The organism is Acinetobacter sp. SWBY1, from assembly GCF_002946595.1.
Taxonomy (GTDB): Bacteria; Pseudomonadota; Gammaproteobacteria; order Pseudomonadales; family Moraxellaceae; genus Acinetobacter; species Acinetobacter towneri.
The window spans coordinates 2,119,828-2,145,642 of record NZ_CP026616.1 but is presented as its reverse complement, the minus strand read 5'-3'; the positions used below and the strand labels follow the sequence as shown (position 1 = coordinate 2,145,642).

Genomic DNA, 25,815 nt, shown 5'->3' with positions numbered 1-25,815 from the left:
TCATGGCGTAAAACTGGCAAGCAGCAGTGCTGCTTGAAACCCCGACTGCCGCGCGCATAGCGCTTGGCGTAATTCAGGCACGAAGCAGTGCTTCGTGAAATCCCTGAATTACTCCCATTCAATTGTTGCAGGTGGTTTAGACGATACGTCGTAAGTGACACGTGAAACGTCTGCAATTTCATTCATGATGCGGGTAGAGATTTTGTCGACTAAATCGTACGGTAAATGTGCGAAACGTGCTGTCATAAAGTCCACTGTTTCTACAGCACGAAGTGCAATTACCCATGCATAACGACGACCATCGCCGACGACACCAACAGATTTCACAGGCTGGAATACCGCAAACGCTTGTGCTGTTTTGTCATACCAACCACTTGCACGCAGTTCCTGCATGAAAATGTCATCGGCTAAACGTAAAATGTCTGCATATTCTTTTTTCACTTCACCCAAAATACGCACGCCCAAACCTGGACCTGGGAATGGATGACGGTAAATCATGCTGTGTGGCAAGCCTAGAGTCGTGCCGAGTTTACGCACTTCATCTTTAAATAAATCACGTAAAGGTTCAACCAATTCAAAGGCTAAATCTTCTGGTAAACCACCCACGTTGTGGTGTGATTTAATCACGTGTGCCTTGCCTTGTTTGCTGGCTGCAGATTCAATCACGTCTGGGTAAATCGTACCTTGTGCCAAGAATTTCACGCCATCTAATTTACGCGCTTCTTCGGCAAAGACTTCAATAAATTCACGACCAATGATTTTACGTTTTTTCTCAGGATCAACTTCACCTGCCAACGCGCTCAAGAAGCGTTGTTCTGCATCGGCACGAATCACGCGAATACCCATGTTTTCTGCAAACATTTGCATCACTTGATCGCCTTCGTTCAAGCGCAACAAACCATTGTCTACAAATACACACGTTAATTGATCGCCAATGGCTTTATGCAACAATGCCGCAACCACAGAAGAATCCACACCGCCCGACAAACCAAGCAATACTTTTTCATCGCCAATTTGCTGACGTAATTGCTCTACGCGCAGGTCGATGATGTGTTCTGGTGTCCATAAACCGCGACATCCACAAATTTGATGGACGAAGTTAGACAATAACTCTGCACCTTTTGCAGTGTGTGTCACTTCTGGGTGGAACTGAATCCCATAGAAACGGCGAGTTTCATCAGAAATCATTGCCACAGGGCAGCTTGGCGTGCTTGCAGTAATTTGGAAGCCTTCTGGAATACGTGCCACTTTATCGCCATGGCTCATCCAAACGTGCAATTGGTTTTCACGGTCTTGCAAGTTACCAATCAGTTTGTCACGTACCAAAATATCGACTTCGGCATAACCGAATTCATGTACTGAACCCGCTTCAACTTTACCGCCCAGTTGTTCTGACATGGTTTGTAAACCATAGCAGATACCCAGTACAGGTACGCCTAAGTTAAATACAATTTCAGGTGCGCGTGGACTACCCGCTTGGTGAACACTTTCAGGTCCACCCGATAAGATAATACCGTTTGGATTAAATGCACGAATGTCTTCTTCCGACATATCGTAGGCATACATTTCAGAATATACGCCCGCTTCACGAACACGACGTGCGATCAGCTGACTATATTGCGAACCGAAATCCAGAATCAGGATACGATCTTCAGTAATTTGAGTATTGGTAGTCATGACAAACAACTATAGAAAGGCAAACGAATTAAGCGCGCTATTCTAGCATTTTTCCACGCCTTGCGCACACTATTCAGACAATCCTAAAAATGGCTATTTTTCTTCGTGATATTGCAGTGACCACATACTCTAAGTTTTAAAAGACTATGCATTTTCTATGGCATAAAAAAAGCAACCTTCTTGAAGATTGCTTAAATTGTTGAGCTGATGTGGAAATCAATGACTTACTTTTTTGCTTCCAAAAGATGGTCTAGACTTATTTTGCCTGCACCGTAAAGCATGATGTAGAAGAAACCGCCAGCCAAACCAATATTTTTCATAAAATTCAGCGCATCTTCTGGTGCAGCATGGAATAAAAATGCAGTTAAAAGACTAAAAACACTTAAACCCAAACCCACGACACGTGCTTGTAAACCGAATAGAATTGCCAAACCACCACCAAGTTCTAGCAAAATCACCAAAGGTAGCAATGAACCTGAAACACCCATAGCTTGCATATAGCCCACTGTTGCATCATAGCCTGCAATTTTTCCCCAACCAGATACAATAAATAAATACGCTAAAAAAGCACGTGCAAATAAACTTACAATGGCTTGCACACTTGCTTTTTCGACCACACTTTTTAACACAACATTTGGATTAAACATCAGATCACCTATATTTTTGATTCATTCTTGAAGACAAATACATCTTAGTTTTTTCAAAATTCAGGATAAATACGCATTTAAAAGACATGTTGTTGCATCTATGCAACGAAAAAGAACCGATGTGGCTGGTCTAGCATCCCTAAAATCACTGTGAAAATTATTTACCTTTTCATACTGACTTTCCGCCTGTGGACTGCTAGGATTTGAGCACACTTTCGCTTGTTTTTCCCCATGGAACTGATTGATTTTATCTTACACGTCGATGAGCATTTGCTCGAATTCATCACCCAATATGGGGTATGGATTTACGCTATTTTATTCCTGATTATTTTTGTAGAAACAGGCTTGGTGGTCATGCCGTTTTTACCTGGCGATAGTTTGCTGTTTGCAGCAGGCGCACTGGCTGCATCGACAGGGGTAATGGATCCGTGGATTTTGGGTATTTTATTGTTTACTGCTGCGGTACTCGGTGACACCCTGAATTACCATATTGGTAAATATATTGGTCCACGGGTTTTTGAACTGGAATCACGTTTTATCAATAAAAAACATTTGATCGAAACCCAGAAGTTTTTTGAGCGACACGGCGGAAAAACCATTATTTTTGCCCGCTTTGTGCCTTTTGCACGTACCTTTGCGCCCTTTGTGGCGGGTGCAGGCAGCATGAATTATAAATACTTTCTGACCTATAACGTGGTTGGGGCATTTTGTTGGATTGCTTCGTTTATTACCCTAGGCTACTTATTTGGAAATATGCCAATTGTGAAAGACAATTTTACCTATTTAATTTTCGGTATTATTATTCTGAGTGTTTTGCCAGGGGTGATTGGTTTTATTCGCCAAAAACTCAAGAAAAAGCCTGCTTAAATATACGCATATTGGAAAAATTCAAGCGTTGAATACTCGACCTACAAGGATGCACTACGCATCCTTGGTTTGATCTTTACGTCGATTCTGTCTTTGAACCCTTAAAAGAACCGTGCCACCACAGGCAACATACATACCACTAAAAGTAAGGCCGAACCTTTATAGAGCAAATCGGCTGTGACTTTTTTAGTTTCTCTGGCCAAAATCACCCGTCCAAATGACATCCAAAATAATGCGGTAGGTAACAACACCAAACTAAATAGCACGTAGACCACCGCTACATTGGTCGGGTTATTCCATGTTTCTACCGGAAAAATACCCGCAGCAAATAACAAGGCTTTTGGATTTTTAAAGGTGGAGAAAAATAATTGCGCAGGGCGAATGGTTGGATACTTCTGACTGTGCTGCTCTAAATGTGACTGCTTCCATAAATGAAAGGCCATCCAAAATACATAGCCCGCACTCAAAATATGTAAAATATCAATAAAATACGGCCAAATTGGGGCGCTTAAATGAATCAGCAGAGCCCATAAGCTAATTGCATAAGCATAGCCAAATAATTCTGCAGGAATCAGCATACTGGTTTTCGCAATGCCCTGTTGATGCGCTGAACTCGCCAATAATGCATTGGTCGGTCCAGGAATCATCAAGACCGCGATCATGGCCAAGACAAACCACCAACTTTCAATCATAAACACCAAAGTACGCCAGTCAAACAGGAGCACACCTTATATGAAAGCCATAAAAAAAGACAAGTTTTTCTAATACGCCAATACTGACCCGAGCGTATAAATATAACGACAATTCAATCTAAGTTTTTGTTTTTATATGCTTCATTTTAGGGAAACCCTGAAACATTTTGCTAAAAAATTTTCAGCTATGGCTGTGCCATATAGGCACAACCATAGTGTTTTTTCTTAAGATGTCGCAGGTTTAAGCTTCACAATAATCGGGCAGGCTTTAAATTTTGCAGCCTGCACAATTGCTTCTTGCTCACCCAATAAACGTGCTAATTCGGTATTTTTGGTATTGGATGACTGTCCCATATTCACCGAAACACTTGGTCCAATGCCCCAACCACCTCGGCTACCCCAGCCACCACCTAAGCCCACACCTACACCAACGCCTGTACGTTTGGGTGCCTGCACACCACTTTCAATATATTGTTGAATGCGGTTATATTCACTTTGTAATTGCTGGCAATTCAAGGCCTGATAATGCGTAGGTGACACATAAGTCGGCTTGACTGTAGTCGCACACGCACCTAACAACACACTACTGACCGCCAAAAAACCGATTGCAAATGTTTTCATGTTCACCTCTGTGTATCACACTTGCTCAATTTCATTGAACAACGATTGATAGGCCTGCGTCAATTTATGATCTGTTGCCAAATGAATTAATGGCAAATTTTTATGATGCGATTCTTTCATCAGCACTGAAGGCGGCAACATGCTGTTCAAGACAGGCAAGCCCTCATCTTTGAGTTGCTGAACCACTTCACGCGGCAACTTGGCCTGCGCCTGAAACTGATTCACCACAATCCCTTCAATTTCCAGATGCGGATTATGATCATCTTGGGTTTCCAAAACATTTTCAATCAAGCTTTGTAAGGCACGTTTAGAAAATACATCACAGTCAAAAGGAATGAGCACCCGATCTGCCGCAATTAAGGCAGAGAGCGTAAAAAAGTTAAATGCAGGTGGGGTATCAATAAATACACGGTCATATTGATCGGACAATTGTTGCAAGGCATCACGTAGTTTGTAAATTTTATGTTTAGATTCTAAGGCATGTGCCAAACCACCTAATTGCGGGCTAGCAGGAATCACATCCAGATTCTTAAACGGTGACTGATGCACATAAGCTTCTAAACCTTTGCTGCGGTTTTTTAAAATAGAGCCTAGCGCATTGCCCAATAAACCTTTGGACTGATTGCCCCCCAAAACCTCTTCAAAATAATTTTCAATATTGGGTTCAAGTGCAGGTTTATCGGCAGAATAGGTCGCATCATCACCCAGTAAATATTGACTGGAGTTGGCTTGCGGGTCGAGATCAATTACCAGTGTTTTTAGCCCTTGATGAGCACTGATTGCTGCCAAATTCACGGTAATACTGGACTTTCCAACACCACCTTTCTGATTAAACACCACACGTGTGCGCATTGTCGCCCCTCGTTGAATGACTTCAGTTCTTGTTATATGTTCAGTTTAACCGACCCGCTATGATTGTTGGCGCATAGTGTCTAACAATCCTTAAACTTGCCCTAGCCAAAACTTGGTTTAAGCATAACCAAACCTAAAATGGCAATGAAAGCAATCAGGGCCAGTCCCCAGCCAACACGGCGCTGCACCAGCAAAATACGCTCATCTTTTTTATACGCTTTAATCAAAGAAGAAAGCATCACAAAAAATAAAATAATTTTGGCATAAAACCAAGCTTCGACCTGAAAATCCTTCAGAAATAAGGCAATGACTCCTGTCACCACAATCAGCGTGAGTGCCGAATGCTGCAAAGCTACAAAGACTTTCCATGCTTTAGGGTTTGGAGAGTGGTTCAATGTACCTTTAAATAAAGTCATGGCACGCACCACAATCACCAACAGCAACAAAGCCACTGCAGCAACGTGAATATTGTTCAGCATTGATAAATTTTCCATCTATAGCCTTCCCTTACGCATCTTTTGGTGCATGTGCACATTCAGGGCTTGACGTATCTTGGCCTTGCCACTCAGAGGCAACAAAGGCATGAATCGCAAGCGCATGAATTTTATTTGGCGCGAGTAGATCACCCACAGCGGCATAAATTTTTTGATGACGTTGTACCGAACGTAAGCCCTGAAAAACATCACTGACCATCACCACTTTAAAATGGGATTCTTTTCCTGGGAAATAACCGCCATGCCCTGCAGATTCATTCACAACTTCTAAATGACTTGGATTTAAAGCAGCTAAGCGTTGCAACAATTGTTGTTCTAAACTCATGATTGTATTTCCCAAAATGGTTTAAAGGCTGCCTAGCAGTATAACTGCGTTCTATACAATTCTCAGCACTTTGGCAGAATCATTCGTGCTTGGTGCTGTTACAGCGTGTTTTTCTACTTAAATTTGGCGATCTCATCGCCAGTTGTTCTAAAAATGTCGTTTATTTATGCAATTAAGCTAATTTTTTGCATAAATGGATTGACCCTATTTTTGCATAATGTATTATAAACCGCATGCGGGAATAGCTCAGTTGGTAGAGCACAACCTTGCCAAGGTTGGGGTCGCGAGTTCGAGTCTCGTTTCCCGCTCCAGATTCTAAAAGCCTCAGTTGAATGACTGGGGCTTTTTTATTGTTGTTTTATTCAATATTTTACTTCATAAGAAATTTTTATACTTAAAAAAGTAAGTTTACAAAAGTGCTCTTTCAAAACTGTGAACAAAAAACCGTGTAGATGATGCTCCAGAGTATCAATCATACAAGATAAAAAAAACTCCAAAACAAAAGATAGTATTAGCTACTACTAAGTGGCTTATGTTAAACAAGATCAGCTTGCCTAGATCCTAAATATTGATGCCGCGGAGCCTGTTAATAATTTCTGTCATTGCTTCTTAATAAAAAAGCAACTAATATGCTTCTTACACCACCAAAAAGCAATAAATATGTCTACACTAAATAAGTCTTTACTACAGCAAGTCAAAAAAAGACGAACCCTATTGGGTTTAAAGCAAGTTGATATGCAATCACGTACAGGCATTTCAAGACAGCAGTACCAAAAACTGGAAAGTCAAGGCAATCCTCGATTAGATACCTTAGAAATTATTGCGGCAGGACTAAATGCTCAACTGATGCTCATCCCAGATGATAAGGTTCATTTGATTAGACAATTATTGAATGATGAAATTAAAGTCACTATTGAAGATCAAGATGACTTAATGTCTAACCCATGGAAAGGTCTTCTCGGAGGAGAGTAACAGTGGAAAAAATTGCATCCAGACTTTCAGATACTTACAGATGATTAGGGTAATCTGAAACCAAACTAAAATTTCTCAAACAAGTTCATCACGTCATTTTCCGTCAGTTTCGCTTCGCCCTCATGATCGGTACTTAGAATAGAGTGTGCCAGTTCTGCTTTATTTTGCTGTAAGGCAAGAATTTTTTCTTCTATGCTTTTATTGGTAATCAGCTTATACACAAATACTGGCTTGTCCTGTCCAATCCGCCATGCACGATCTGAAGCTTGATCTTCAGCAGCAGGGTTCCACCATGGATCATAGTGAATGACCGTATCTGCGGCAGTTAGATTCAAACCGACCCCTCCTGCTTTCAGACTGATTAAAAATACCGGCACTTGTCCAGACTGAAACGCTGTAATGACTTCATCTCGCTTTTTGGTCTTTCCAGTCAGCTTCACATAGCCAATTTCTGCGTGATGGAACTGTTGTTCAATCAGTTCCAACATTGAGGTAAACTGAGAGAAGATAAGAATTTTTCGCCCCTCTTCCACCATTGGAACGACCATATCCATCAACTGTTCAAGTTTGGCAGAATGCGCCTGCCCAATTTTCACTGAATCCAGCTTTAGTAAGCTAGGATGGCAGCACACCTGACGTAGCTTCAGTAAGGCATCTAAAATTTGAATTTGACTACGTTTAAAGCCTTTTTCTGCCACAATTTTCTGAATGCTTGCCTGCATCGTGGCACGAACAGCCTCATATAACTTGGATTGCTGGTCATTCATATCAATATTGACTTCAATCGTGGTTTTTTCTGGCAACTCTTTGGCTACGTCAGTTTTCAAGCGACGTAAAATGAAGGGCTTAATCCGGTTGACCAACTTTTGTCTTAACTGCTCATCACCGCGCTTTTCAATCGGATGACGGTACTTTTTATTAAAAATTTCTTGTGAATATAAAAATCCTGGCATCAGGAAATAAAATAGTGCCCACAGCTCACCCAAATGATTTTCCATAGGTGTACCGGTTAGACATAGACGATGTCGCGCTGTTAATTGCCGTACTACCTGTGCAGCTTTGGCGCGCGGATTTTTGATATTCTGCGCCTCATCCAAAATGAGTTGATGATATTCATATTGCTTTAGTTGCTCTTCATCTCTCGCCAGAAGCGGATAGGTGGTTAACACAATATCATAGTGCGGAATCTGCTCAAAATACTGATGGCGATCGGGCCCCTGTAGCAGCAATACCTTGAGCTCTGGGGTAAATTTCTCCGCTTCTTTGAACCAGTTATGCATCAGCGATGTGGGTGCAACAATTAAGGCGGGACTATCCTGCAAATATCCAGCCTGCTTTTCCATGAGTAAATGGGCTAAAGTTTGTGCTGTTTTCCCCAAGCCCATATCATCTGCCAGAATCCCGCCATGCTGGGTTTCCCTTAAAAACTGTAACCAGCCTAAGCCCTGCTGCTGGTATAGACGCAACTCCCCCTGAAAACCTTGTGGTGTTGGCAGTTGTTGCTGATAGCCTTGTTTGAATTTATGTACAAATTTCTGCAGGCGATCACTGACCTGCCATGTCATCCCAAGATTATGCTGCAATTCTAATAATTGACTCGCATCATAGCGATCAATACTGCGCTCTTCTTGCTGTAAAATGCTCTGCAGATGCAATAATACCGGCTTAATATCCCTAGCGGATAGCGCCAAATCAGGTTGATCAACTGCAGTTTTCACGGTGAAAATTTGACTGTCATGCAGATGAATAAAAGTCCGCGGATCAAGTAAATCAGGATTTACTCGCACCAAAGCTACGAGCGCATCAAGTAAATTATAAGAATTGCCTGCACTGTCTTGAACCGTCGCCCCGATATTGAACCAGTCCTGCTGGCCTTCAGATTCAGTGATAGAAATATTTAAATTTTCAACATATTGCAGGTTAAAGGGGCTGTTTTCCAGATGCTCTATCTGCCAGCCCATCAACTCAATTTGATTGATGGGCATCAGCTGTTTGATCCAGTCTCCATAGAAAGCAAAAACCATAGAATCGAGACGTTGTTTATCCAGTTTTAATTGCTGGTCATAACTAAGATCTTTCACCCACTTCAGTGATTCGACCAATAGCTGTAAACGCTGGATTGACTGTTGTTCCTGAACTAAGTCCCGAAGCTGTCGCACCATTTTGTCATGCTGCTCACCAATGAAACTGTCACCTGATGTACCTGCTTTAATTCGCCCGCCTGCATAGGAGAATTCAATTTCAGCACAAACAGACTCCTCCCATTTCCAATCAAATTTATCTAAAACACCGAAGCGTAAAATTGGCTGGGGATTACCCTGTAAGACTTCAATCTCTTGAAGAAACCCAGGTTTCGGCAAGTTATGTATCGTTGTAGATTGATGGGTAAGCTGCTCAAACTCAGTCAAAACCGTCGCAGGCATCTCTGGCATCCGCCAAAGGTAGTACAGTAAATCCGATGTATATTCACTATAGAGTTGCCCTACCGTATTCTTGTGAATATCGATATAACAAAGTGGCTGACTTACAAGAATTTGAAGATGTGGATTCGATTTTAAATTGAGTCGAACATTTCCATTGACCAACTCAAAATCTAAGTGCTCAGTCTGTTTTTCAATGCTCTTTTGCCAAGAAAATTCAAGCTGATAGCTTTGTTCTGACCATGTAAGTGGAGCATCACTTTTTTGTTTCCAATAGACATCACCACTCTGAATGAAAGATTTAAAATGCTCTAAGACAATGCCTGATATATCAAGACTATTTCCATAAGAAAACTCATTCTGATTGAGCTTGGCATAATAATAAATTTGATTAAATAATTGTCGCTTCCCATCAGGCAAAGACAGACGTTTTTTTAGAATATTGCCATATTCAGTATAAGAACTGACACCTGTGATCGTCCCACTTTTATTACGTCTACCTTTGCGAACCTCAAGTTTTAACCCGAATAGACCTAAAGGCTGATCTAAATAATAAAGTAAATAATTACTCGTTGTCTTTTGCTGCTCTAACTGGGTATGTTGTAAATACTGCTTAAACTCACTTAACCAGCGTTGTGCTTGATTAATTGCAACCCGATCTTTTTGAGTGTGAGATGATGACTGAGAGTCAACATAGCTCTTCAGATATCCTTCTCGATATTCTTGATAAAATAATTTGGCTAAAGCAGCAGCATGTTTACAGTTATATCCAACCGGACAAGTGCAGTCGTCATCAATTAAACGGTCCTTTTTAAGATTATAGGTAATTGCAGTATCGTAATAATCTGTCCCTTCAATTTGGGCATACATCGTGACATCGTCATTTTCCTCAAAGAACTCAATCGTTTTCCTATCAATGTGTTTAGCATAGCTCTGGCTGCGCTGAAGAGTTGCAGTACTAAAGCGAGATAGAAAATTGATCAATGAGGACATAATTACCAGACACTAAAAATGTTTATACAATTATAACGGACAAAGCTGTCATTTCAGAATAGTAGGGCTTTGTTGCACAAAGATTTATAATTTGAAGCATCCCCCCAACTCACTCAAATTTAAATTATAACTCGCTATCTGGTAGTGAACTTTGGTGTTTTTTCTATTGGCTGGCGTAAATACTTTTAAGCTGCCTGAGGTATCAGCAAAGGCAGAGCCCTGCCCATCGACCCCATTGCTTCAGACTACTGGGGCCAGATATTCCAGATTGAACTGATAGCAAATCCCGGTTCCTCGTGACACCATGCAAAATTAATAGAGCTTAAAGCAAGTTGTTAGACTCTATTAGATTGTAAATATCTAATTAGACTTCTTTAATTTAATAGTATCTTCAGTCGGCTCTGTTGTATAAGTATGTAAGCATCTGATTTAAATAAATTTAATTTTGGATCAAAAAAATAATCAAAACTTTTAAAATCATATAGTTATGAAATCTTTATGCAACAAAGCCTATTTGATATAAAACTGTTACACAAAATTGACAACATGTACAGAATTCTGTACATTTTAGATTGTAAAGTTCGATCACTATCATCTAGTCAGTAGCGTTTTAACACAGCTTACTTTATGAGGGAGAAATATATGCATGTATTTACATATACAGACGCACGTAACAACTTAAAATCTGTTTTAGATAAAGTTATTGATGATGCAGATGTCGCTTTCATTACAAGAAAAGAAGGCGGTCATGCTGTAGTAATGGGACAAGATCATTACGACAGTTTAATGGAAACGTTGTATCTCCTTTCATCTCCAAATAATACCACTCGTTTAAACGAATCAATTGCTCAATTACGCGCAGGTAAAACCAAACAAAGAGAGTTGATTATAGATGACGAGTCGTAATGTCGAATGGACTGAAAATGCCTGGGATGAATATATCTATTGGCAAACACAGGATAAAAAGATACTCAAACGTATCAATACCTTAATCAGAGAATGTCAAAGAACACCCTTTGAAGGAACTGGAAAACCAGAACCTTTAAAAGCAAATCTTTCAGGATTCTGGAGCCGTAGAATTGATGAGAAGCATAGATTAGTTTATGAAGTGACGGATGAACGAATTTCCATTATTCAATGTCGGTTCCATTACTAATAATATTCCCTATTCTTAGTATGGGAGTAATTAACTATAACTAAAAATATAGACAAATATTTGCATAAGTGCTCATTTTGTCTATGTCGATTCAGTAGTGGCAAGGTGGGTATTTATTAGAGATTTAAATGATTATCTTTTGTATTTTAGGTGAGTGTCTTGGTATATTAGCATCCATATCTATTGATTATCCAATCCCTTAACCTAGGCATGACTTTGTGAAATTAACACGCATTCATCACTGTAAAAACTTGAATGTGCAAAAGTACAAACAGCTTGAGAAACAAGCTGTTTTACTTGGTCGTATTCGTAGCGAGGTGTGGGCTAAATATGGTGCTATTTCAGGTTTGAATATCAGTGACAGAGCTATTCGTGATGCGTGGATGAAAGAAAGTCGTGACTTTGGTGTTTCTGCAAATGCGTGGAAAGAAACGCTACGTGATTGCATAGGTGATATTAAAGCCTATCGAGAAGCATCAAAAGACAAAGTAAAGCAGGCGATCCGAAAACGCACCTCCTGTAATAATGAACAAAAAAGACTATACACCTTGCTTAAAAAAGATGAATGGATGACTGATAATTTCCTCCATCGTCAAATGCGTAATCACTTTAAGCATGGTGTTAATCACACACATAATCAAATTATTGTTCGTGCGGATATGTGTAAAACTTTTGAGTTAAATGGTCAATGTTGGCTTAAAGTGCCGAGTCTAGTCCCTCGACAAACCATTAAAATTCCACTAAACACCACTGTTGATTTTGCGCCACAAGGCACACTTAGAATCATTCTAAAAAATGGCAATATTGAAGTTCACTCAACTTATGATGCAGTTGAAACACAGGATTGTGGTCAGGAAACCGTAGGTGTTGATAAAGGTTATTCAGAAGCCTTTGTGGATTCTGATGGTGAAGTATATGGCAATGGTTTAGGTAAATTGATCTCAAGTGAATCAGACTACCTAAATCAAAAGTACAAACGTAGAAATAAGCTCAGAGCGATTTCTAAAGCCAAACCGCACAAGAAACAGAAAATTGAGTTAAATAATCTAGGTCGAAAAAAACTAGATAAGCGACAAGATACTCAAAAAGCAAAGCTCAAAACATTAATATTTACAGCAACTCACAAGTTGGTTGATAAAGCCAAAGTGATTGTTGCGGAAGATTTAACATCCCCAATTCAAAGTAAACGCAACTATGGCAAAAACACCAATAGACGCTTAAATACATGGGCTAAAGGTTTGTTAGCTAATGCCCTAACAGGTATATCTCACCGTAGAGGTTCTACGGTGCATCTAGTCAATTCTGCATATACTTCGCAAAGTGATTCTTTCTTGCATGGCCTTTTAATAGGTACACGTAAGGGAGATCGTTTTCACCGTTTCAATGGGGAAGTTGTGCAAGCTGATTGGAATGCTGCGAGAAACGTGCTTGCAAGATTAAACGACAATGAGATAAGTCGTTATACGCCTTACAAAACTGTAAAGCGTATATTGCAAGAACGGACTGACCGCTACAAGTCGGAACTGACCGACTCAGGCTCTAGTTACACGCTTGACAACAAGACATTAACAGAGTGCGAATTAGTCCTTGACTATGTTTGAATACATTTTAAGGAACAGACAAAGCTAAAGGTTTTAACATATGTTCAAATTCCATGAAAAATTAATGCAAGCTAACTTCATGCAATCCCAATGCCAATCTGGTACATACCCCACCATAAATATTCAAAATTTAATCATTTGATCGATCTCCACTTCTTTAAATAAATTTCAATAGGCTTTGTTGCATAAAGATTTTAAAGATAGAGCTTTCCTAAGTTGTTCAAATTTAAGTGGCAACTTGGGTGTGCGGTAGATTTTGTGTGTAGGCTTCTTCATTTGGAAATTATATTGTCGAAGAAGCTCTTCAGAACAGCTTTGTGCAACAAAGCCGGTGAGAGTTATCGTTTGAAGGATAAAAAAAGAATAGGGATTCAGCCACAGGTTAAAACTTAATACGAGGTCAAAGGGGTCAATTTTACTTTGCCATTTGTAAGGTAAAAGGGGGCAATTTAAGAATGCCGTTGACAATGATTACTACGGTGGCTTTGAAGGCTTAAGTCGCAAAATTGAAATTACATGTTTTTGCATAGACCCAAGTGTTAAATCATCATTACGATTCTTGCGTACCACACCATGGGCACGTGAAAAAGTAGAAAGCTTATATTTGTACGTCTTACGCCAAAAGGCCAAACAGAAACCGTAGCCTCAGGCAACACCTCTCTCATCACAAAATTATACCAGTCAGTAAAATACCCTTAGATTAAGCATATGCATGTTGGTTATTATTGTTGATTATCACAATAAATTAGTGACCATAAATCAAAGTACCCCACCCCACCTTAAATTACGTCACACAAAATAAAAACTCTATATAACTGTTATATATAGAGTTTATTAAGGTACCAATTATGTTATTTAGTGTATTTTATGTCGGTGACTCTTGCCAAGGTTGGGGTCGCGAGTTCGAGTCTCGTTTCCCGCTCCACATTCTAAAAGCCCCCATCGAAAGATGAGGGTTTTTTTTTATTAAAAAAACTCAACCTCTCCTTCACCAACATCACGCGATAGGGTGAAAACATGTTGATTACGGAGTCTGGCGGCATGGGCTACTGACATAGATGTTCCAAGCCCAAGCTTCGCTTTATTCCAGAACCAAACCTCAGTATGTCTACATCATCACAGCATGCATTTCCCACACATATTGACTGCGCATCAATTGTTTTAATTGTTTAAGGTCTTGATATTTTTCCAGTATCTCTTGCGCTCGAGCTAATTTTTGTTGAACATGTCGATAGTCTTGCTCATATTTTCGATACAAATCCTGCACTTTAATTTTACGGTTAGAATATAAAAACTGACTCCAATTAAAAGAGTAAATAATGTCATCTACTTGCATTTGCAAAGTTTCTAACTGTTCTTCTAAAAGCAGGTTATACGCTTTTAATTGTTGATTGGCGAAAGATAGATTGTGCTGCTGACCCAACTGAATTTGCAAATTTAACAATGTCAATAAATCATTGGCTTCATAAGCCTGATTGGCTTGCTGCATCAATACGGTTTTTTCTTGTTTTTTCTGCTCATCTTGCTCACGATCTGGGTGAATCCACGCTGTAATTTTTAAGTAAATCGCTTTAATGGACTGATTTGCTAGTTTCTTTGCTTCTTCACGCTGTTGCTGTTTTTTTGCTGCTTTGGCTTTTTCACGGGCAATTTGCTGTTCGGCAAAAGCTTTTTGCGCACTACTCAACTGACTTAAAAAATCCAGCTCCTCTTGTTCTTGCATTTTTTGTTCAAATTTTTCTATAAAATCATCTAAATCTAATGGATCATGCTGAAAATCAAAAAAATCTAGATCTAGGTCATATTCTTCACAGAGAAAATGTTTCAAACTGTCCAACTTGAGCTGTGCTAGTCGTTCTTGTTCAGAAGCATCATCTTCAAAGCCACCTTGCTCAAAGTTTTCTTCTGCGAACTCAGACTCAGTTTTAGCCTCTAACATCTCATCTAGATCATCTAAGTCTGGCCGCTCAAAATCATAGCCATAATGATTCAGCAATTCTGTTAAAAACTGAACTTGTTCGGCAGACATCTGCTGCGATTCTAAAAGCTGCAAACTGAGTTGCTCAATTTTTTGAGCAAGTTTAGTTTGTTGGGCTGCCGTCATTTTTTGTTGTTTTTGCTGAAGCAATTGTTGAATTTGCTGAAATATAATTTCACGCAATTGCGTATAGGTTGGTAAAATTTCTCGGCTGGCACGTGCCTGAATATCGGCTTGTGCGGTCTGCCATTCATTCAAGCGTACTTGTTCCTGCTCAATTTTTTGACATAATTTCTGAAATTTTTTCTGTGGCGCAGAAAGTTTCTGCTCTGGCTCTAAAGTACTTTTCTGTAATTTCATCTTCAATCATATCGAACACATAAGTCTGAGCCGTATTTTAACCAACTTCACTCAATAAAAAACACCCTTGCCATCACAACACCTTTTCTCATCCATGGTCTTTGACCTGCTCCATCTTGCAACAGCCCCACACACGGTTAATGACCTGAAACATCTTCAAGCAATTGATCTTCTATTCTGTACAGCACATTGCACATAGTTCGATTATCATAGGCAGCAATACGACTTTTCCAAATATTCAGGATAATACATGAGCAAACTCACTTGTTTTAAAGCCTATGACATTCGCGGAAAATTGGGCACAGAACTCAATGAAGAGATTGCCTATAAAATTGGTCGTGCTTACGGACAAATTTACCAACCCAAAACCGTTGCAATTGGCTGCGATATCCGTCTCAGCTGCGAAAGCTTAAAGCAAGCCACCATTCGTGGGTTAAATGATGCAGGGGTCAATGTGCTAGATTTAGGCATGACAGGTACAGAAGAAGTCTATTTCGCAGCCTTTCATTTAGACGTGCAAGGTGGCATTGAAGTGACTGCTAGCCATAACCCCATGGACTACAACGGCATGAAACTGGTACGTGAAAATGCACGTCCGATTAGTGCCGATACAGGTTTAAAAGACATTCAGGCTTTGGCAGAATCGGGCGAATTTACCCCAGTTGAGCACAAAGGCAGCACTCAAAGCTACAATATTTTGCCTGAATTTATTGACCATTTAATGACTTATATCGAGCCTAGCAAAATTCGCCCAATGAAACTGGTCATGAATGCAGGCAATGGCGCTGCAGGACATGTGGTCGATGCAATTGAGCAAAAATTCAAAGCTCTGAATATCCCTGTTGAGTTTGTCAAAATTCACAATGATGCCGATGGTACTTTCCCCAATGGTATCCCGAACCCAATTTTAGTGGAAAACCGTGATAGCACCCGCAATGCCGTATTAGAGCATCAAGCCGACATGGGCATTGCGTGGGATGGTGACTTTGACCGCTGTTTCTTGTTCGATGAAAAAGGCCAGTTTATTGAAGGCTATTATATTGTCGGCTTATTGGCACAGGCGTTTTTGCTCAAACAAGCAGGCGAAAAAATCGTGCATGACCCACGCTTGGTTTGGAATACCTTTGATGTAGTCGCGCAATATCAGGGTGAAGCGATTCAATCTAAATCTGGACATGCCTTTATTAAAGATGTAATGCGTGAGCACAATGCCGTTTACGGCGGTGAAATGAGTGCACACCACTATTTCCGTGATTTCGCCTATTGTGACAGCGGCATGATTCCATGGTTATTGGTAGTTTCGGTATTGTCTGAAACAGGACAATCACTATCCAGTCTGGTCGAAGAAATGATTGCCAAGTTCCCATGTTCGGGCGAAATTAACTTTAAAGTGGCCGATACTCAAGCCACCATCCAAAAAATCTTTGAGCATTATGCCAGCCAAAACCCAACAATTGACCAAACCGATGGCGTGAGTCTTGACTTTGGGGCATGGCGTTTTAATGTGCGCGCTTCAAATACTGAGCCTTTATTGCGCTTAAATATTGAAAGCCGTCGTGATCAAAACCCACGTCCGATGCAGGACTATGTGGATGAGTTGACGCAATTGATTCAAGCTTAATCTAAAAAATCAAAGCAATATAAAAATGGGATTCAAAACTGATTCCCATTTTTTATGCTCTAAACTTTGTGGCTGAATGTATAGCTGGAATCATTCATCTTGACGATAACCATTCGGATTCTGCTTTTGCCAGTTCCAGCTATCGGCCAACATATCCTCTAAAGCATATTGTGGTGTCCAGCCCAGTTCTTGCAAGGCGCGGCTATTATCTGCAAAAGAGGTCGCCACATCACCTTCACGACGTGGTGCAAACTCAAATGGAATCTGCACACCATTGACCTGTTCAAAAGTATTCTTCACTTGCAGCACCGAAATTCCATTACCCGTACCAATATTCCAAGCACGGCAACCCTGTGCAGTCAAACGGTTATTCAAGGCACATAAATGCGCATTGGCCAAATCGACTACATGAATATAATCGCGCACGCCTGTACCATCTGGCGTAGCATAATCCTGCCCAAAAATTGACAGTTTTTCACGACGTCCCACCGCTACTTGGGTGACATAAGGCATTAAATTATTTGGAATACCTTGTGGGTCTTCGCCAATGCAGCCACTTTTGTGCGCCCCCACAGGGTTAAAATAACGCAATAACGCAATTGACCAACGTGCATCGGCAAGGGCTGCTTTTTGTAAGAGCTGTTCCACAATCAGTTTGGTATAGCCATAGTTATTGCTTGGCATGCCCGTTGGCATCTCTTCATGCAAGGGCGAAATATTGGCTTCATCATATACTGTAGCCGATGAACTAAACACCAGTTTAAACACATGCGCGCGTTGCATCGCCTGCATCAAGCTAATTGAACCCGCAATATTATTGTCAAAATAGCTCAGTGGAATTTGTTGGCTTTCTCCCACTGCTTTAAGTCCTGCAAAATGAATCACCGCATCAATTTGATGTGCAGCAAACACAGCATCCAAAGCAGCAGCATCACGAATATCACCCTGAATAAACTCTAAGGTTTTGCCCGTCAGTTGCTGCACCCGCGCCAATGACTCTGCCGAGCTATTGGACAAATTATCTAGCACCACCACGCTGTGCCCTGCATTCAGCAACTCAACACAGGTATGTGAACCGATATAGCCCGCACCGCCTGTTACTAAAACATTAGCCATCTATTTTTCCTAATAAAATTTTTAATAAACCTTGAGTCGATGCATCGAGTGCCGATAAATCCTGTTGCTGCCCATTCAAAATAGGCAAGAGCTGATTGGCAATTTCCTTACCTTTTTCTACGCCCCATTGGTCAAAAGGATTGATATTCCACAGCACCGATTGCACAAAGACTTTGTGTTCATACAGGGCAATCAACATGCCCAAGCTATACGGATTGAGTTCTTGCAATAAAATACTGCTACTTGGCTGATTACCACTGTACTGCTTATATGCCGCTAAGCCATCTAATTCCTGCTGATCTAAGGCCTGATTACCAAAGGCCAAAAGCCGCGACTGCGCCAAGCAGTTGGACAAGGCCAAATGATGCTGCTCCACCAAAGCCTCGGCATTTTCCGCATAGGTAAATTGATTGGCATTATAACGCTGCACAGGGGCAATAAAATCACAGCTGACCGCATGTGTCCCTTGGTGCAACAATTGATAGAACGCATGCTGTGCATTCGGCCCAACCTCACCCCAAACAATCGGGCAGGTATCCAAGCTAACCGCCTCGCCATTACGCTGAATCGACTTGCCATTAGATTCCATTTCTAATTGCTGTAAATACGAAGCGAAGTATTTTAAACGTCCATCATAAGGCAACACCGCATGAGTCTGAATATTCAGGAAATTATTATTCCACACCCCCAGCAAGCCCATCAGCACTGGGATGTTCTGATCAAATGCAGCCGTTTGAAAATGCTGATCAACCGCATGTGCACCTGCTAAAAACTGTTGAAAACCCGCAACGCCAATGGTCAGGGCAATCGGTAAGCCAATACACGACCATAGCGAATAGCGACCACCCACCCAATCCCAAAGCAAGAGCTGATTTTCAGGACAAATGCCCCAAGCGGTCATTTTATCTGCTTTGGTGGATACCCCAATAAAGTGATGTTTCAGAATTTGCGCATGTGTACCCAAGGCCTTTTCTAGCCATTGTTTCACCGTTTGCGCATTGGATAAGGTATCAATGGTGCCAAAAGACTTGGACGAAATAATAAATAAAGTAGTTTCAGGACGCAGACGATGCAGCAATTCAGATAGCTGGCTGCCATCCATGGTGGACACAAAATGTACATTCAGTGGTTTTTCAGTTGCCACTTTAAAATCAGATAAGGCTTGGGTCACCATCAATGGGCCTAAATCTGAGCCACCCACACCAATATTGACCACATCCTGAATCACTTCACCCGTGGCACCACGGTATTGGCCTGCATGGATTTTTTCCACCAAGGCATACATACGCTCAAGCTGGGTATGGACTTGCTCAGTCAATGCAGCGTAGGCATCGGTCTGTTCGGAAGCACTTGATGCTGGGCTGGTCGCAGGCAAACGCAAGGCCCAATGCATCGCATCGCGCTGTTCGGTATAGTTGATTTTCTCTGAGCCCGTTGCCGTTGAAAATAAACGTCCAATCCACTCAGCAAGCTGACTCTGCTGTGCAAACTGAACCAGAGTCTGCAACACCTTGGCATCAATCCGATGCTTGCTATAGTCAAACAGCACACTGTCCAAAGCCACCGAGAAACGCTGAAAACGCTGCGGATCTTGAGCAAAGAGCTGATTTAAATGCAGCTGCTGAAACTGCTGCTGCAATTGTTGTAACTGCGGCAAGGCATTGTCATTTGGGGAGATCGAGCTTTGCGTCTGTGGCATTGTGCTACGAATCATTAGCGACCGACTCCCATATAAGCAAAACCTTGTGCCTTCACAAATTCAGGATCATAAATATTGCGACCATCCAAAATCAGTGGATGCTGCATCTGCTGCAACAAAGTTGGATAATCCAAACTCCAATATTGTTTCCACGCGGTCAGCACACATAATGCCGATGCACCTTCGACGGCTTGATATTGGTCTGTACATAAAATTAGATCATCGCGCTGACCATACTGTGCCACAATTTCAGGCAAGGCTTGTGGGTCGTGCAATTTGACCGTCACACCCTGCGCCCACAACGCAGGCAACATCACATGAATGGCAGAATGTTGCACCCGTGCAGTATTTTCTTTAAAGGCTGCGCCCCAAATCGCCACAGTTTTGCCGTTTAAATCGCCCTGATAATAATTCCACAACTTTCTAAACATGAGTTCTTTTTGTTGTTCGTTAATGTCCCAGACCTGCGCCAACAGCTGACTTTTCACCCCTGTGGTGGATACGGTACTGGCAAGCGTCAAAATATCATGGCTAAAGTTTTCACCACCAAACCCCGCACCAGGATACATATATGATGCACCAATACGGCTATCTGCCGCCATACCCTGTCGCACATGTTCAATATCAATCCCGAGTTTTTCTGCCACCACTGCCAAGTCATTGATATAACTGATACGAGTCGCCAACATGCCGGAAATACTCAGTTTGGTAAATTCTGCATCCAACACGGGCATAAACAGGTATTGCTGTGCACGGGGAAATAAAGGGCGGAGTAATTCTTTGAGTTTGACTTGTGCACGTTCATTTTCACAACCCACCGTGAGTTGCTGTGCACGGGTCATACTTTGAATGGCATTACCCTCTTGAATCATGTCGGGCAAATACATCCAGTCATCTTGTGGCAAGATTTTTTGCAGGCGCTGTGTGCCATTTAAACCCAAAGTCGAGGCATTGATCATCAATTTAGGGTGAATGATCGGACGTTGTTGCAACTGCCCCAAAACGGTTAAGGCGTGTGCTTCTTCAGTCGGGTTCAAACTGAGTAGATACACATCAACGTCTAAAGGCAATGCAGCAAAATCACAATAGTGTAAAAAGCCCTTGCTGCATTGTTGTTGTAATAACAGGCTCAAGGCTTGGTCTTGAAAGCTGAGATGTTGCTGTTCGAGTGGATGGGCAGCATCCTGAAAGATATCGCACCAATAGACTTGATGCCCACATTCTGCCAAGAGTGCAGACATCACGCCTGCATAGAGGGTTTTTCCAAAGACTGCGACTTTCAAAATGTGTTCCTATGCATTGGTTGATGCTGTTTATTTCACAAGGTTCCTCCCTGAGCAAGAGTTTAAGCACTGCTTTAAATTCTTGCGTAAGAAGGGAGTCTAGGAGAGATTTTCTAATCTTCCCCCCCCCATTAATCACCTTTATGATTCAAGCTTTAACTCTTGAATCAAAGCTTTAAAATCATCACCTAATTTTGGATGATCGAGTCCATAATGCAACACTGCTTTTAAGTAACCCAACTTGCTGCCACAGTCAAAAGTCTGACCTTGCATACGGTAAGCTTCGACCACACTATTTTGCTGCAACATGGCAATGGCATCGGTCAATTGAATTTCATTGCCTGCTCCTTTAGGGGTATTTTCGAGCAAAGTCATAATTTCTGCAGGCAAGACATAACGCCCCACCACCGATAAATTAGAAGGTGCCGTGCCCACTGCAGGTTTTTCAACAATGCCCTGCATCACTGTACTTTCACCTTCAGCCGGTGCAGTGGCTACATCGACAATACCGTATTGATCGACCAGATGATTTGGCACTGCTTCGACCATAATCTGTGCAGCGTTGCTTTGCTCAAAACGCTGAATCATGCGTGCCAAGTCATTTTGTGCAGCATCATCTTTAACCAATACATCGGGTAACAGCACTGCAAAGGCGTCATTGCCCACTACAGATTGAGCACATAAAACCGCATGCCCTAATCCTAAAGGTTGTGGCTGACGTACACTCACGACACTGACATGCGCAGGTAAAATTTCGGTAATTTCTTTGAGCAAATCCATTTTTTGTTTTTGTTCCAAAGTGGTTTCTAGCTCAAAGTTACGGTCAAAATAGTTTTCAATGGAGGCTTTAGAAGAATGGGTCACCAAAATAATTTGCTCAATCCCTGCTGCAACTGCCTCGCGCACTACATATTCAATCGCAGGACGATCGACCACGGTGACCATTTCTTTAGGGATAGATTTACTGGCAGGTAAAAAGCGGGTGCCTAAACCAGCAACGGGTAAAATGGCTTTTTTAATCATCTTAGATACCTAATTTCAAACAAATTTTTTAGTTAAATTTTACTCATCAGCAAGTTGAACTGACTTACTTCAACTTAGTTTTTGAAATTTAGTTCACCTTAATTTCTGTCCCACGGGCATAACCATCCACATAGTGTTCAAGCTGTGCTAAAGCCCAGTCGATATCACTTTGAATTGCGGTTAAGTCATGCATACGCTCAAACACCATCAGCAATTCATCCAACGGATACATTTTTTCATAAGAACGTAAAATACGACTGTGCTGGGTCACTTCGGTATTATCGGCATCAATCAACAATTCTTCGTAAAGTTTTTCGCCTGGGCGTAAGCCTGAATATTGAATTTCAATATCACCTTCCTGGCTGCCTGTTTCCCGTACTTTTAACCCACTCAGTGCAATCATTTGACGGGCCAAGTCCTGAATGCGTACAGGTTCCCCCATATCCAGCAGGAATACATCGCCCCCCTGACCTAAAGCACCCGCCTGAATCACCAATTGCGAGGCTTCTGGAATGGTCATAAAGTAACGGGTGACTTCAGGATGAGTCACGGTAATAGGCCCACCTTTGGCAATTTGCTGTTTAAACAACGGCACCACCGAACCCGATGAACCCAAAACATTCCCAAAACGAACAATGCTGATTTGGGTCTGATCTTGCGCTTCTGCCATCGCCTGACAATACAATTCTGCCATACGTTTAGACGCCCCCATGACATTGGTGGGGCGCACGGCTTTATCGGTAGAAATGAGTACAAAGGTTTCTACACCTGTTTTGACCGCTGCATTTAAGCTAAATGCTGTACCAATGGCGTTGTTTTTCAAACCTGCCAATGGGTTACATTCTACCAACGGCACGTGTTTGTAAGCAGCCGCATGGTACACGGTTTGAACCCTATACTGTTCCATCACTCGCTCTAGTTTGGCCTGATCGAGCACTGAACCTAAAATCGGGATAATCGTGACATCGCTATTTAAGCGTAATTCTTTGTCAATGCTATACAACGCAAATTCGGTCAGTTCATAAATTACCAAAGCTTTGGGTTTATTTTTGACAATTTGGCGACACAATTCAGAACCAATGGAACCACCCGCGCCTGTGACCAAGACCATTTTGTCTTGAATATTTTTAGCCAACAGTTCGGGTACTGGCGGCACAGGGTCACGCCCGAGCAAGTCAATAATATCGACTTCCTGAATATCCGATACGTGAATTTCACCATCGACCAGTTTGGTCAGTCCTGGAATTTCGGTAATTTTAATATGTGCAGGTTCTAAAAATTTGACAATCTCGCTTTTACGCATGCGTCCGACAGAAGGCAACGCAATCAAAATTTCATCAATATGCTTTTTCGGCATGACTTTTAATGCTGTTTCTGCATCATAGACTTTTAAACGTCCCAACTGTTGCCCAGTGAGTGACGGATCATCATCTATAAATAATACGGGTAAGTGTTCATCGGAATTGTAGAGTGCTCCTGCAATTTGCTGACCTGCATTGCCTGCACCATAAATCGCCACACGTTTTTTTTGTACATCGGCCTGTAAATAAGAACGCACGATAAAGCGAATAAAACCGCGGCTAAACCAAACCCAAGCGAACATGAGAAAGCCGAACATGAGCGGAATAGAAGTGGGGATAAAGGCATCGGTAAAGTAAGCCAACGCATACAACCCTGCCACAGCCAAAGATGTACCGAGCCCTAGCTTGACCATAAACAGTTCGCTGTAGGTGCGCACAATAAAGCGATACACCCCAAAAATAAACAGCGATACAACGGCAATCACACTTGCCCATACCGAACCAAAAGCCAAGTTGGGCACCACTTCTGCGCCTAAATCAAACTGGCGAATGGCATAACATAGCCACAGTAATACAGGAAATACACAGAAATCCAGCACAACTAAAAATGCGAGTTTGGCAGCGCGTGGGGATTCTACAGCAGGTTCGATAATGGATTTCACGGGATGAGGCTTCTCAATTTTTTTACTGAGGATGTTTTGGATGAGACATCTTAAAACAACCCTCAGTTCACACTATTTTTATCAAAGTAAAATATATCATTTACATATTTTACTCTATTTTCGGTTTAAAGATTAGGTAACTCTATCGCATGTAATAGTCTAGTGATGTAAATGCACCAACTCATCTGACGCAGCCCTTTAAGCCCTATCACAAGATGAAGATCACCACCAGAAGACTGCATCATCAGTATGGCTTAGCCTGCCATCTGTTGTATCACCTGCTGAATCGCCGCAATAGTTTTTGTGATACTGTCATCACTTAAGTTTGGATGGACCAAGAACATTAAACTGGTTTCGCCCAATTGCTGTGCATTTGCTAAACGCTGTGCAGGTCGCCATGTTGTACTATCAAAGGCGTGTTCCAAATATACTTCTGAACATGAGCCACTAAAACAAGGGACATTTTGGGCATTAATTTCCTGCATGATACGATCACGTGACCAATCTGCAGGTAACTGTTCGCTATTGACCTGCACATAGCACTTGTAGTTGGCATGTACATAGTCACTGTCTGGATAGTGCACAGTAAAATATGGACTGTCCTGAAAGGCTGCCAAAATGCGCTGTGCATGCTCGGTACGTTTTTGTGTCCATTTTGGCATGCGCTGTAATTGTATACGTCCAATCACAGCTTGCATTTCCATCATGCGCCAGTTGGTGCCAAAGGAGTCATGTAACCAGCGAAACCCTGGTGGATGCTGTTTGTTATAAATGCTGTCGTAATTTTTACCATGGTCTTTATATGACCACATTTTTTTCCAGAGCTGTTCATCATTGGTGGTGACCATGCCACCTTCGCCACCGGTGGTCATAATTTTGTCCTGACAGAAGGACCAGGCACCAATATGGCCAATTGATCCGGCAGGCTTGCCTTTGTACATGGCACCATGTGCCTGTGCACAGTCTTCAATAACATACAGGCCTTTGTCCTGCGCCAGTTGCATAATCGGATCCATATCACACATCCAGCCCGCTAAATGCACGCAAATAATCGCTTTGGTATTTGGGGTCAGTGCTGCTTCTATAGTACGGGCAGAAATATTTTGCGAGTCGAGTTCTACATCGGCAAAAACTGGATTGGCCCCGGCAGTCACAATCGAGCTGGCAGATGCCAAAAAGGTGCGTGAAGTGACAATCACGTCATCACCCGCGTCAATATTCAGGGCTTTTAGTGCAACATCCAAAGCGACAGTACCGTTGGCAAGTGCCACGGCATATTGGGTTTTCGCAAATTGGGCAAATTCTTTTTCAAATTCGCGGCATTCTTGCCCTGTCCAGTAGTTAACTTTGTTGGACAGTAAAACTTGAGATACGGCATCTGCCTCTTGTTGAGTAAAGCTTGGCCATGGTTCAAATGCAGTATTTAACATGCTTTATCCTAAAATATTAATCGTA

General features: G+C 41.7%; 21 protein-coding genes, 1 tRNA gene and 1 pseudogene. 8 read left to right on the top strand and 15 right to left on the bottom strand.

Translation table 11 applies throughout. The features are described from left to right. Positions 1-108: 108 nt before the first annotated feature. Together guaA and C3Y93_RS10360 are read right to left on the bottom strand one after the other, a co-directional pair. Positions 109-1,677, bottom strand: a complete 1,569-nt coding sequence (guaA, locus tag C3Y93_RS10365) for a glutamine-hydrolyzing GMP synthase (protein ID WP_104852860.1) — start codon at positions 1,675-1,677, stop codon at positions 109-111. A gap of 224 nt (positions 1,678-1,901) precedes the next feature. After that, entirely contained in the window at positions 1,902-2,324 is a 423-nt protein-coding gene (locus tag C3Y93_RS10360) for a DoxX family protein (protein WP_104852859.1), read from the bottom strand. Between the two features lie 231 nt (positions 2,325-2,555). Between C3Y93_RS10360 and C3Y93_RS10355 the strand changes: the two genes are divergently transcribed. Further along, a complete protein-coding gene (locus C3Y93_RS10355; RefSeq protein ID WP_019837132.1) occupies positions 2,556-3,191 on the top strand; it encodes a DedA family protein in 636 nt (211 codons plus the stop codon). Between the two features lie 101 nt (positions 3,192-3,292). Here the strand turns inward: C3Y93_RS10355 and C3Y93_RS10350 are convergent, their stop codons facing one another. The 5 genes from C3Y93_RS10350 to C3Y93_RS10330 all read right to left on the bottom strand — a co-directional run bounded on the left by C3Y93_RS10350 (position 3,293) and on the right by C3Y93_RS10330 (position 6,175). Further along, entirely contained in the window at positions 3,293-3,883 is a 591-nt protein-coding gene (locus C3Y93_RS10350; RefSeq protein ID WP_104852858.1) for a LysE family translocator, read from the bottom strand. 225 nt (positions 3,884-4,108) lie between these two features. After that, on the bottom strand, positions 4,109-4,504 hold the full coding sequence (locus C3Y93_RS10345) for a hypothetical protein (RefSeq protein WP_104852857.1): 396 nt from the start codon (positions 4,502-4,504) through the stop codon (positions 4,109-4,111). Positions 4,505-4,519: 15 nt separating this feature from the next. Beyond that, positions 4,520-5,356 (bottom strand): ParA family protein, encoded by an 837-nt coding sequence (locus C3Y93_RS10340; protein WP_104852856.1) that lies wholly within the window; start codon positions 5,354-5,356, stop codon positions 4,520-4,522. 101 nt (positions 5,357-5,457) lie between these two features. Then, on the bottom strand, positions 5,458-5,850 hold the full coding sequence (locus C3Y93_RS10335) for a SirB2 family protein (RefSeq protein WP_104852855.1): 393 nt from the start codon (positions 5,848-5,850) through the stop codon (positions 5,458-5,460). Positions 5,851-5,863: 13 nt separating this feature from the next. Continuing rightward, positions 5,864-6,175 carry a BolA family protein gene (locus C3Y93_RS10330; protein ID WP_104852854.1) on the bottom strand — a complete coding sequence of 104 codons (312 nt, stop codon included), beginning with the start codon at positions 6,173-6,175 and terminating at the stop codon, positions 5,864-5,866. Between the two features lie 235 nt (positions 6,176-6,410). On the opposite strand from C3Y93_RS10330, the gene C3Y93_RS10325 reads away from it, so the two are divergent. Both C3Y93_RS10325 and C3Y93_RS10320 read left to right on the top strand, forming a co-directional pair. After that, a tRNA-Gly gene (locus C3Y93_RS10325) sits at positions 6,411-6,486 on the top strand. Between the two features lie 349 nt (positions 6,487-6,835). Then, positions 6,836-7,147: a helix-turn-helix domain-containing protein gene (locus C3Y93_RS10320; RefSeq protein ID WP_104852853.1), complete on the top strand. Its 312-nt coding sequence runs from the start codon at positions 6,836-6,838 to the stop codon at positions 7,145-7,147. Between the two features lie 65 nt (positions 7,148-7,212). Here the strand turns inward: C3Y93_RS10320 and C3Y93_RS10315 are convergent, their stop codons facing one another. Then, entirely contained in the window at positions 7,213-10,560 is a 3,348-nt protein-coding gene (locus C3Y93_RS10315) for a DEAD/DEAH box helicase (protein ID WP_075167630.1), read from the bottom strand. Between the two features lie 642 nt (positions 10,561-11,202). Between C3Y93_RS10315 and C3Y93_RS10310 the strand changes: the two genes are divergently transcribed. The 4 genes and pseudogenes from C3Y93_RS10310 to C3Y93_RS10295 form a co-directional block, all read left to right on the top strand. Beyond that, the gene (locus C3Y93_RS10310) at positions 11,203-11,466 is read left to right on the top strand and encodes a type II toxin-antitoxin system Phd/YefM family antitoxin (protein WP_016658858.1); all 264 of its coding nucleotides are present in this window, start codon (positions 11,203-11,205) and stop codon (positions 11,464-11,466) included. Continuing rightward, entirely contained in the window at positions 11,453-11,716 is a 264-nt protein-coding gene (locus C3Y93_RS10305) for a Txe/YoeB family addiction module toxin (RefSeq protein ID WP_000203952.1), read from the top strand. The genes C3Y93_RS10310 and C3Y93_RS10305 overlap by 14 nt, the downstream gene beginning before the upstream one ends. Before the next feature lie 218 nt (positions 11,717-11,934). Further along, complete coding sequence (locus C3Y93_RS10300; protein WP_104852852.1) at positions 11,935-13,317, top strand: IS200/IS605 family accessory protein TnpB-related protein; 1,383 nt, start codon at positions 11,935-11,937, stop codon at positions 13,315-13,317. A gap of 469 nt (positions 13,318-13,786) precedes the next feature. Beyond that, positions 13,787-13,960, top strand: a pseudogene (locus C3Y93_RS10295) (VF530 family DNA-binding protein); the annotation flags it as partial. 465 nt (positions 13,961-14,425) lie between these two features. On the opposite strand, the gene C3Y93_RS10290 reads toward C3Y93_RS10295, so the two are convergent. Next, positions 14,426-15,655 (bottom strand): hypothetical protein, encoded by a 1,230-nt coding sequence (locus tag C3Y93_RS10290; RefSeq protein WP_104852851.1) that lies wholly within the window; start codon positions 15,653-15,655, stop codon positions 14,426-14,428. A gap of 250 nt (positions 15,656-15,905) precedes the next feature. Between C3Y93_RS10290 and C3Y93_RS10285 the strand changes: the two genes are divergently transcribed. Next, positions 15,906-17,276, top strand: a complete 1,371-nt coding sequence (locus C3Y93_RS10285; protein WP_104852850.1) for a phosphomannomutase CpsG — start codon at positions 15,906-15,908, stop codon at positions 17,274-17,276. A 90-nt stretch (positions 17,277-17,366) separates the two neighbouring features. On the opposite strand, the gene galE is transcribed toward C3Y93_RS10285, so the two are convergent. From galE to C3Y93_RS10255, 6 genes are all read right to left on the bottom strand, one after another. Next, the gene (gene galE, locus C3Y93_RS10280; protein WP_104852849.1) at positions 17,367-18,392 is read right to left on the bottom strand and encodes a UDP-glucose 4-epimerase GalE; all 1,026 of its coding nucleotides are present in this window, start codon (positions 18,390-18,392) and stop codon (positions 17,367-17,369) included. Then, on the bottom strand, positions 18,385-20,091 hold the full coding sequence (gene pgi / locus C3Y93_RS10275; RefSeq protein ID WP_171287423.1) for a glucose-6-phosphate isomerase: 1,707 nt from the start codon (positions 20,089-20,091) through the stop codon (positions 18,385-18,387). Before pgi ends, galE begins: the two co-directional genes overlap by 8 nt. A 14-nt stretch (positions 20,092-20,105) precedes the next feature. Beyond that, positions 20,106-21,374 carry a nucleotide sugar dehydrogenase gene (locus tag C3Y93_RS10270; protein ID WP_104852847.1) on the bottom strand — a complete coding sequence of 423 codons (1,269 nt, stop codon included), beginning with the start codon at positions 21,372-21,374 and terminating at the stop codon, positions 20,106-20,108. A 141-nt stretch (positions 21,375-21,515) separates the two neighbouring features. Then, the gene (gene galU / locus C3Y93_RS10265; RefSeq protein WP_104852846.1) at positions 21,516-22,397 is read right to left on the bottom strand and encodes a UTP--glucose-1-phosphate uridylyltransferase GalU; all 882 of its coding nucleotides are present in this window, start codon (positions 22,395-22,397) and stop codon (positions 21,516-21,518) included. A gap of 88 nt (positions 22,398-22,485) precedes the next feature. Then, a complete protein-coding gene (locus C3Y93_RS10260) occupies positions 22,486-24,360 on the bottom strand; it encodes a nucleoside-diphosphate sugar epimerase/dehydratase (protein ID WP_104852845.1) in 1,875 nt (624 codons plus the stop codon). A gap of 254 nt (positions 24,361-24,614) precedes the next feature. Beyond that, positions 24,615-25,790, bottom strand: a complete 1,176-nt coding sequence (locus C3Y93_RS10255; RefSeq protein ID WP_104852844.1) for a DegT/DnrJ/EryC1/StrS family aminotransferase — start codon at positions 25,788-25,790, stop codon at positions 24,615-24,617. Between the last annotated feature and the right edge of the window lie 25 nt (positions 25,791-25,815).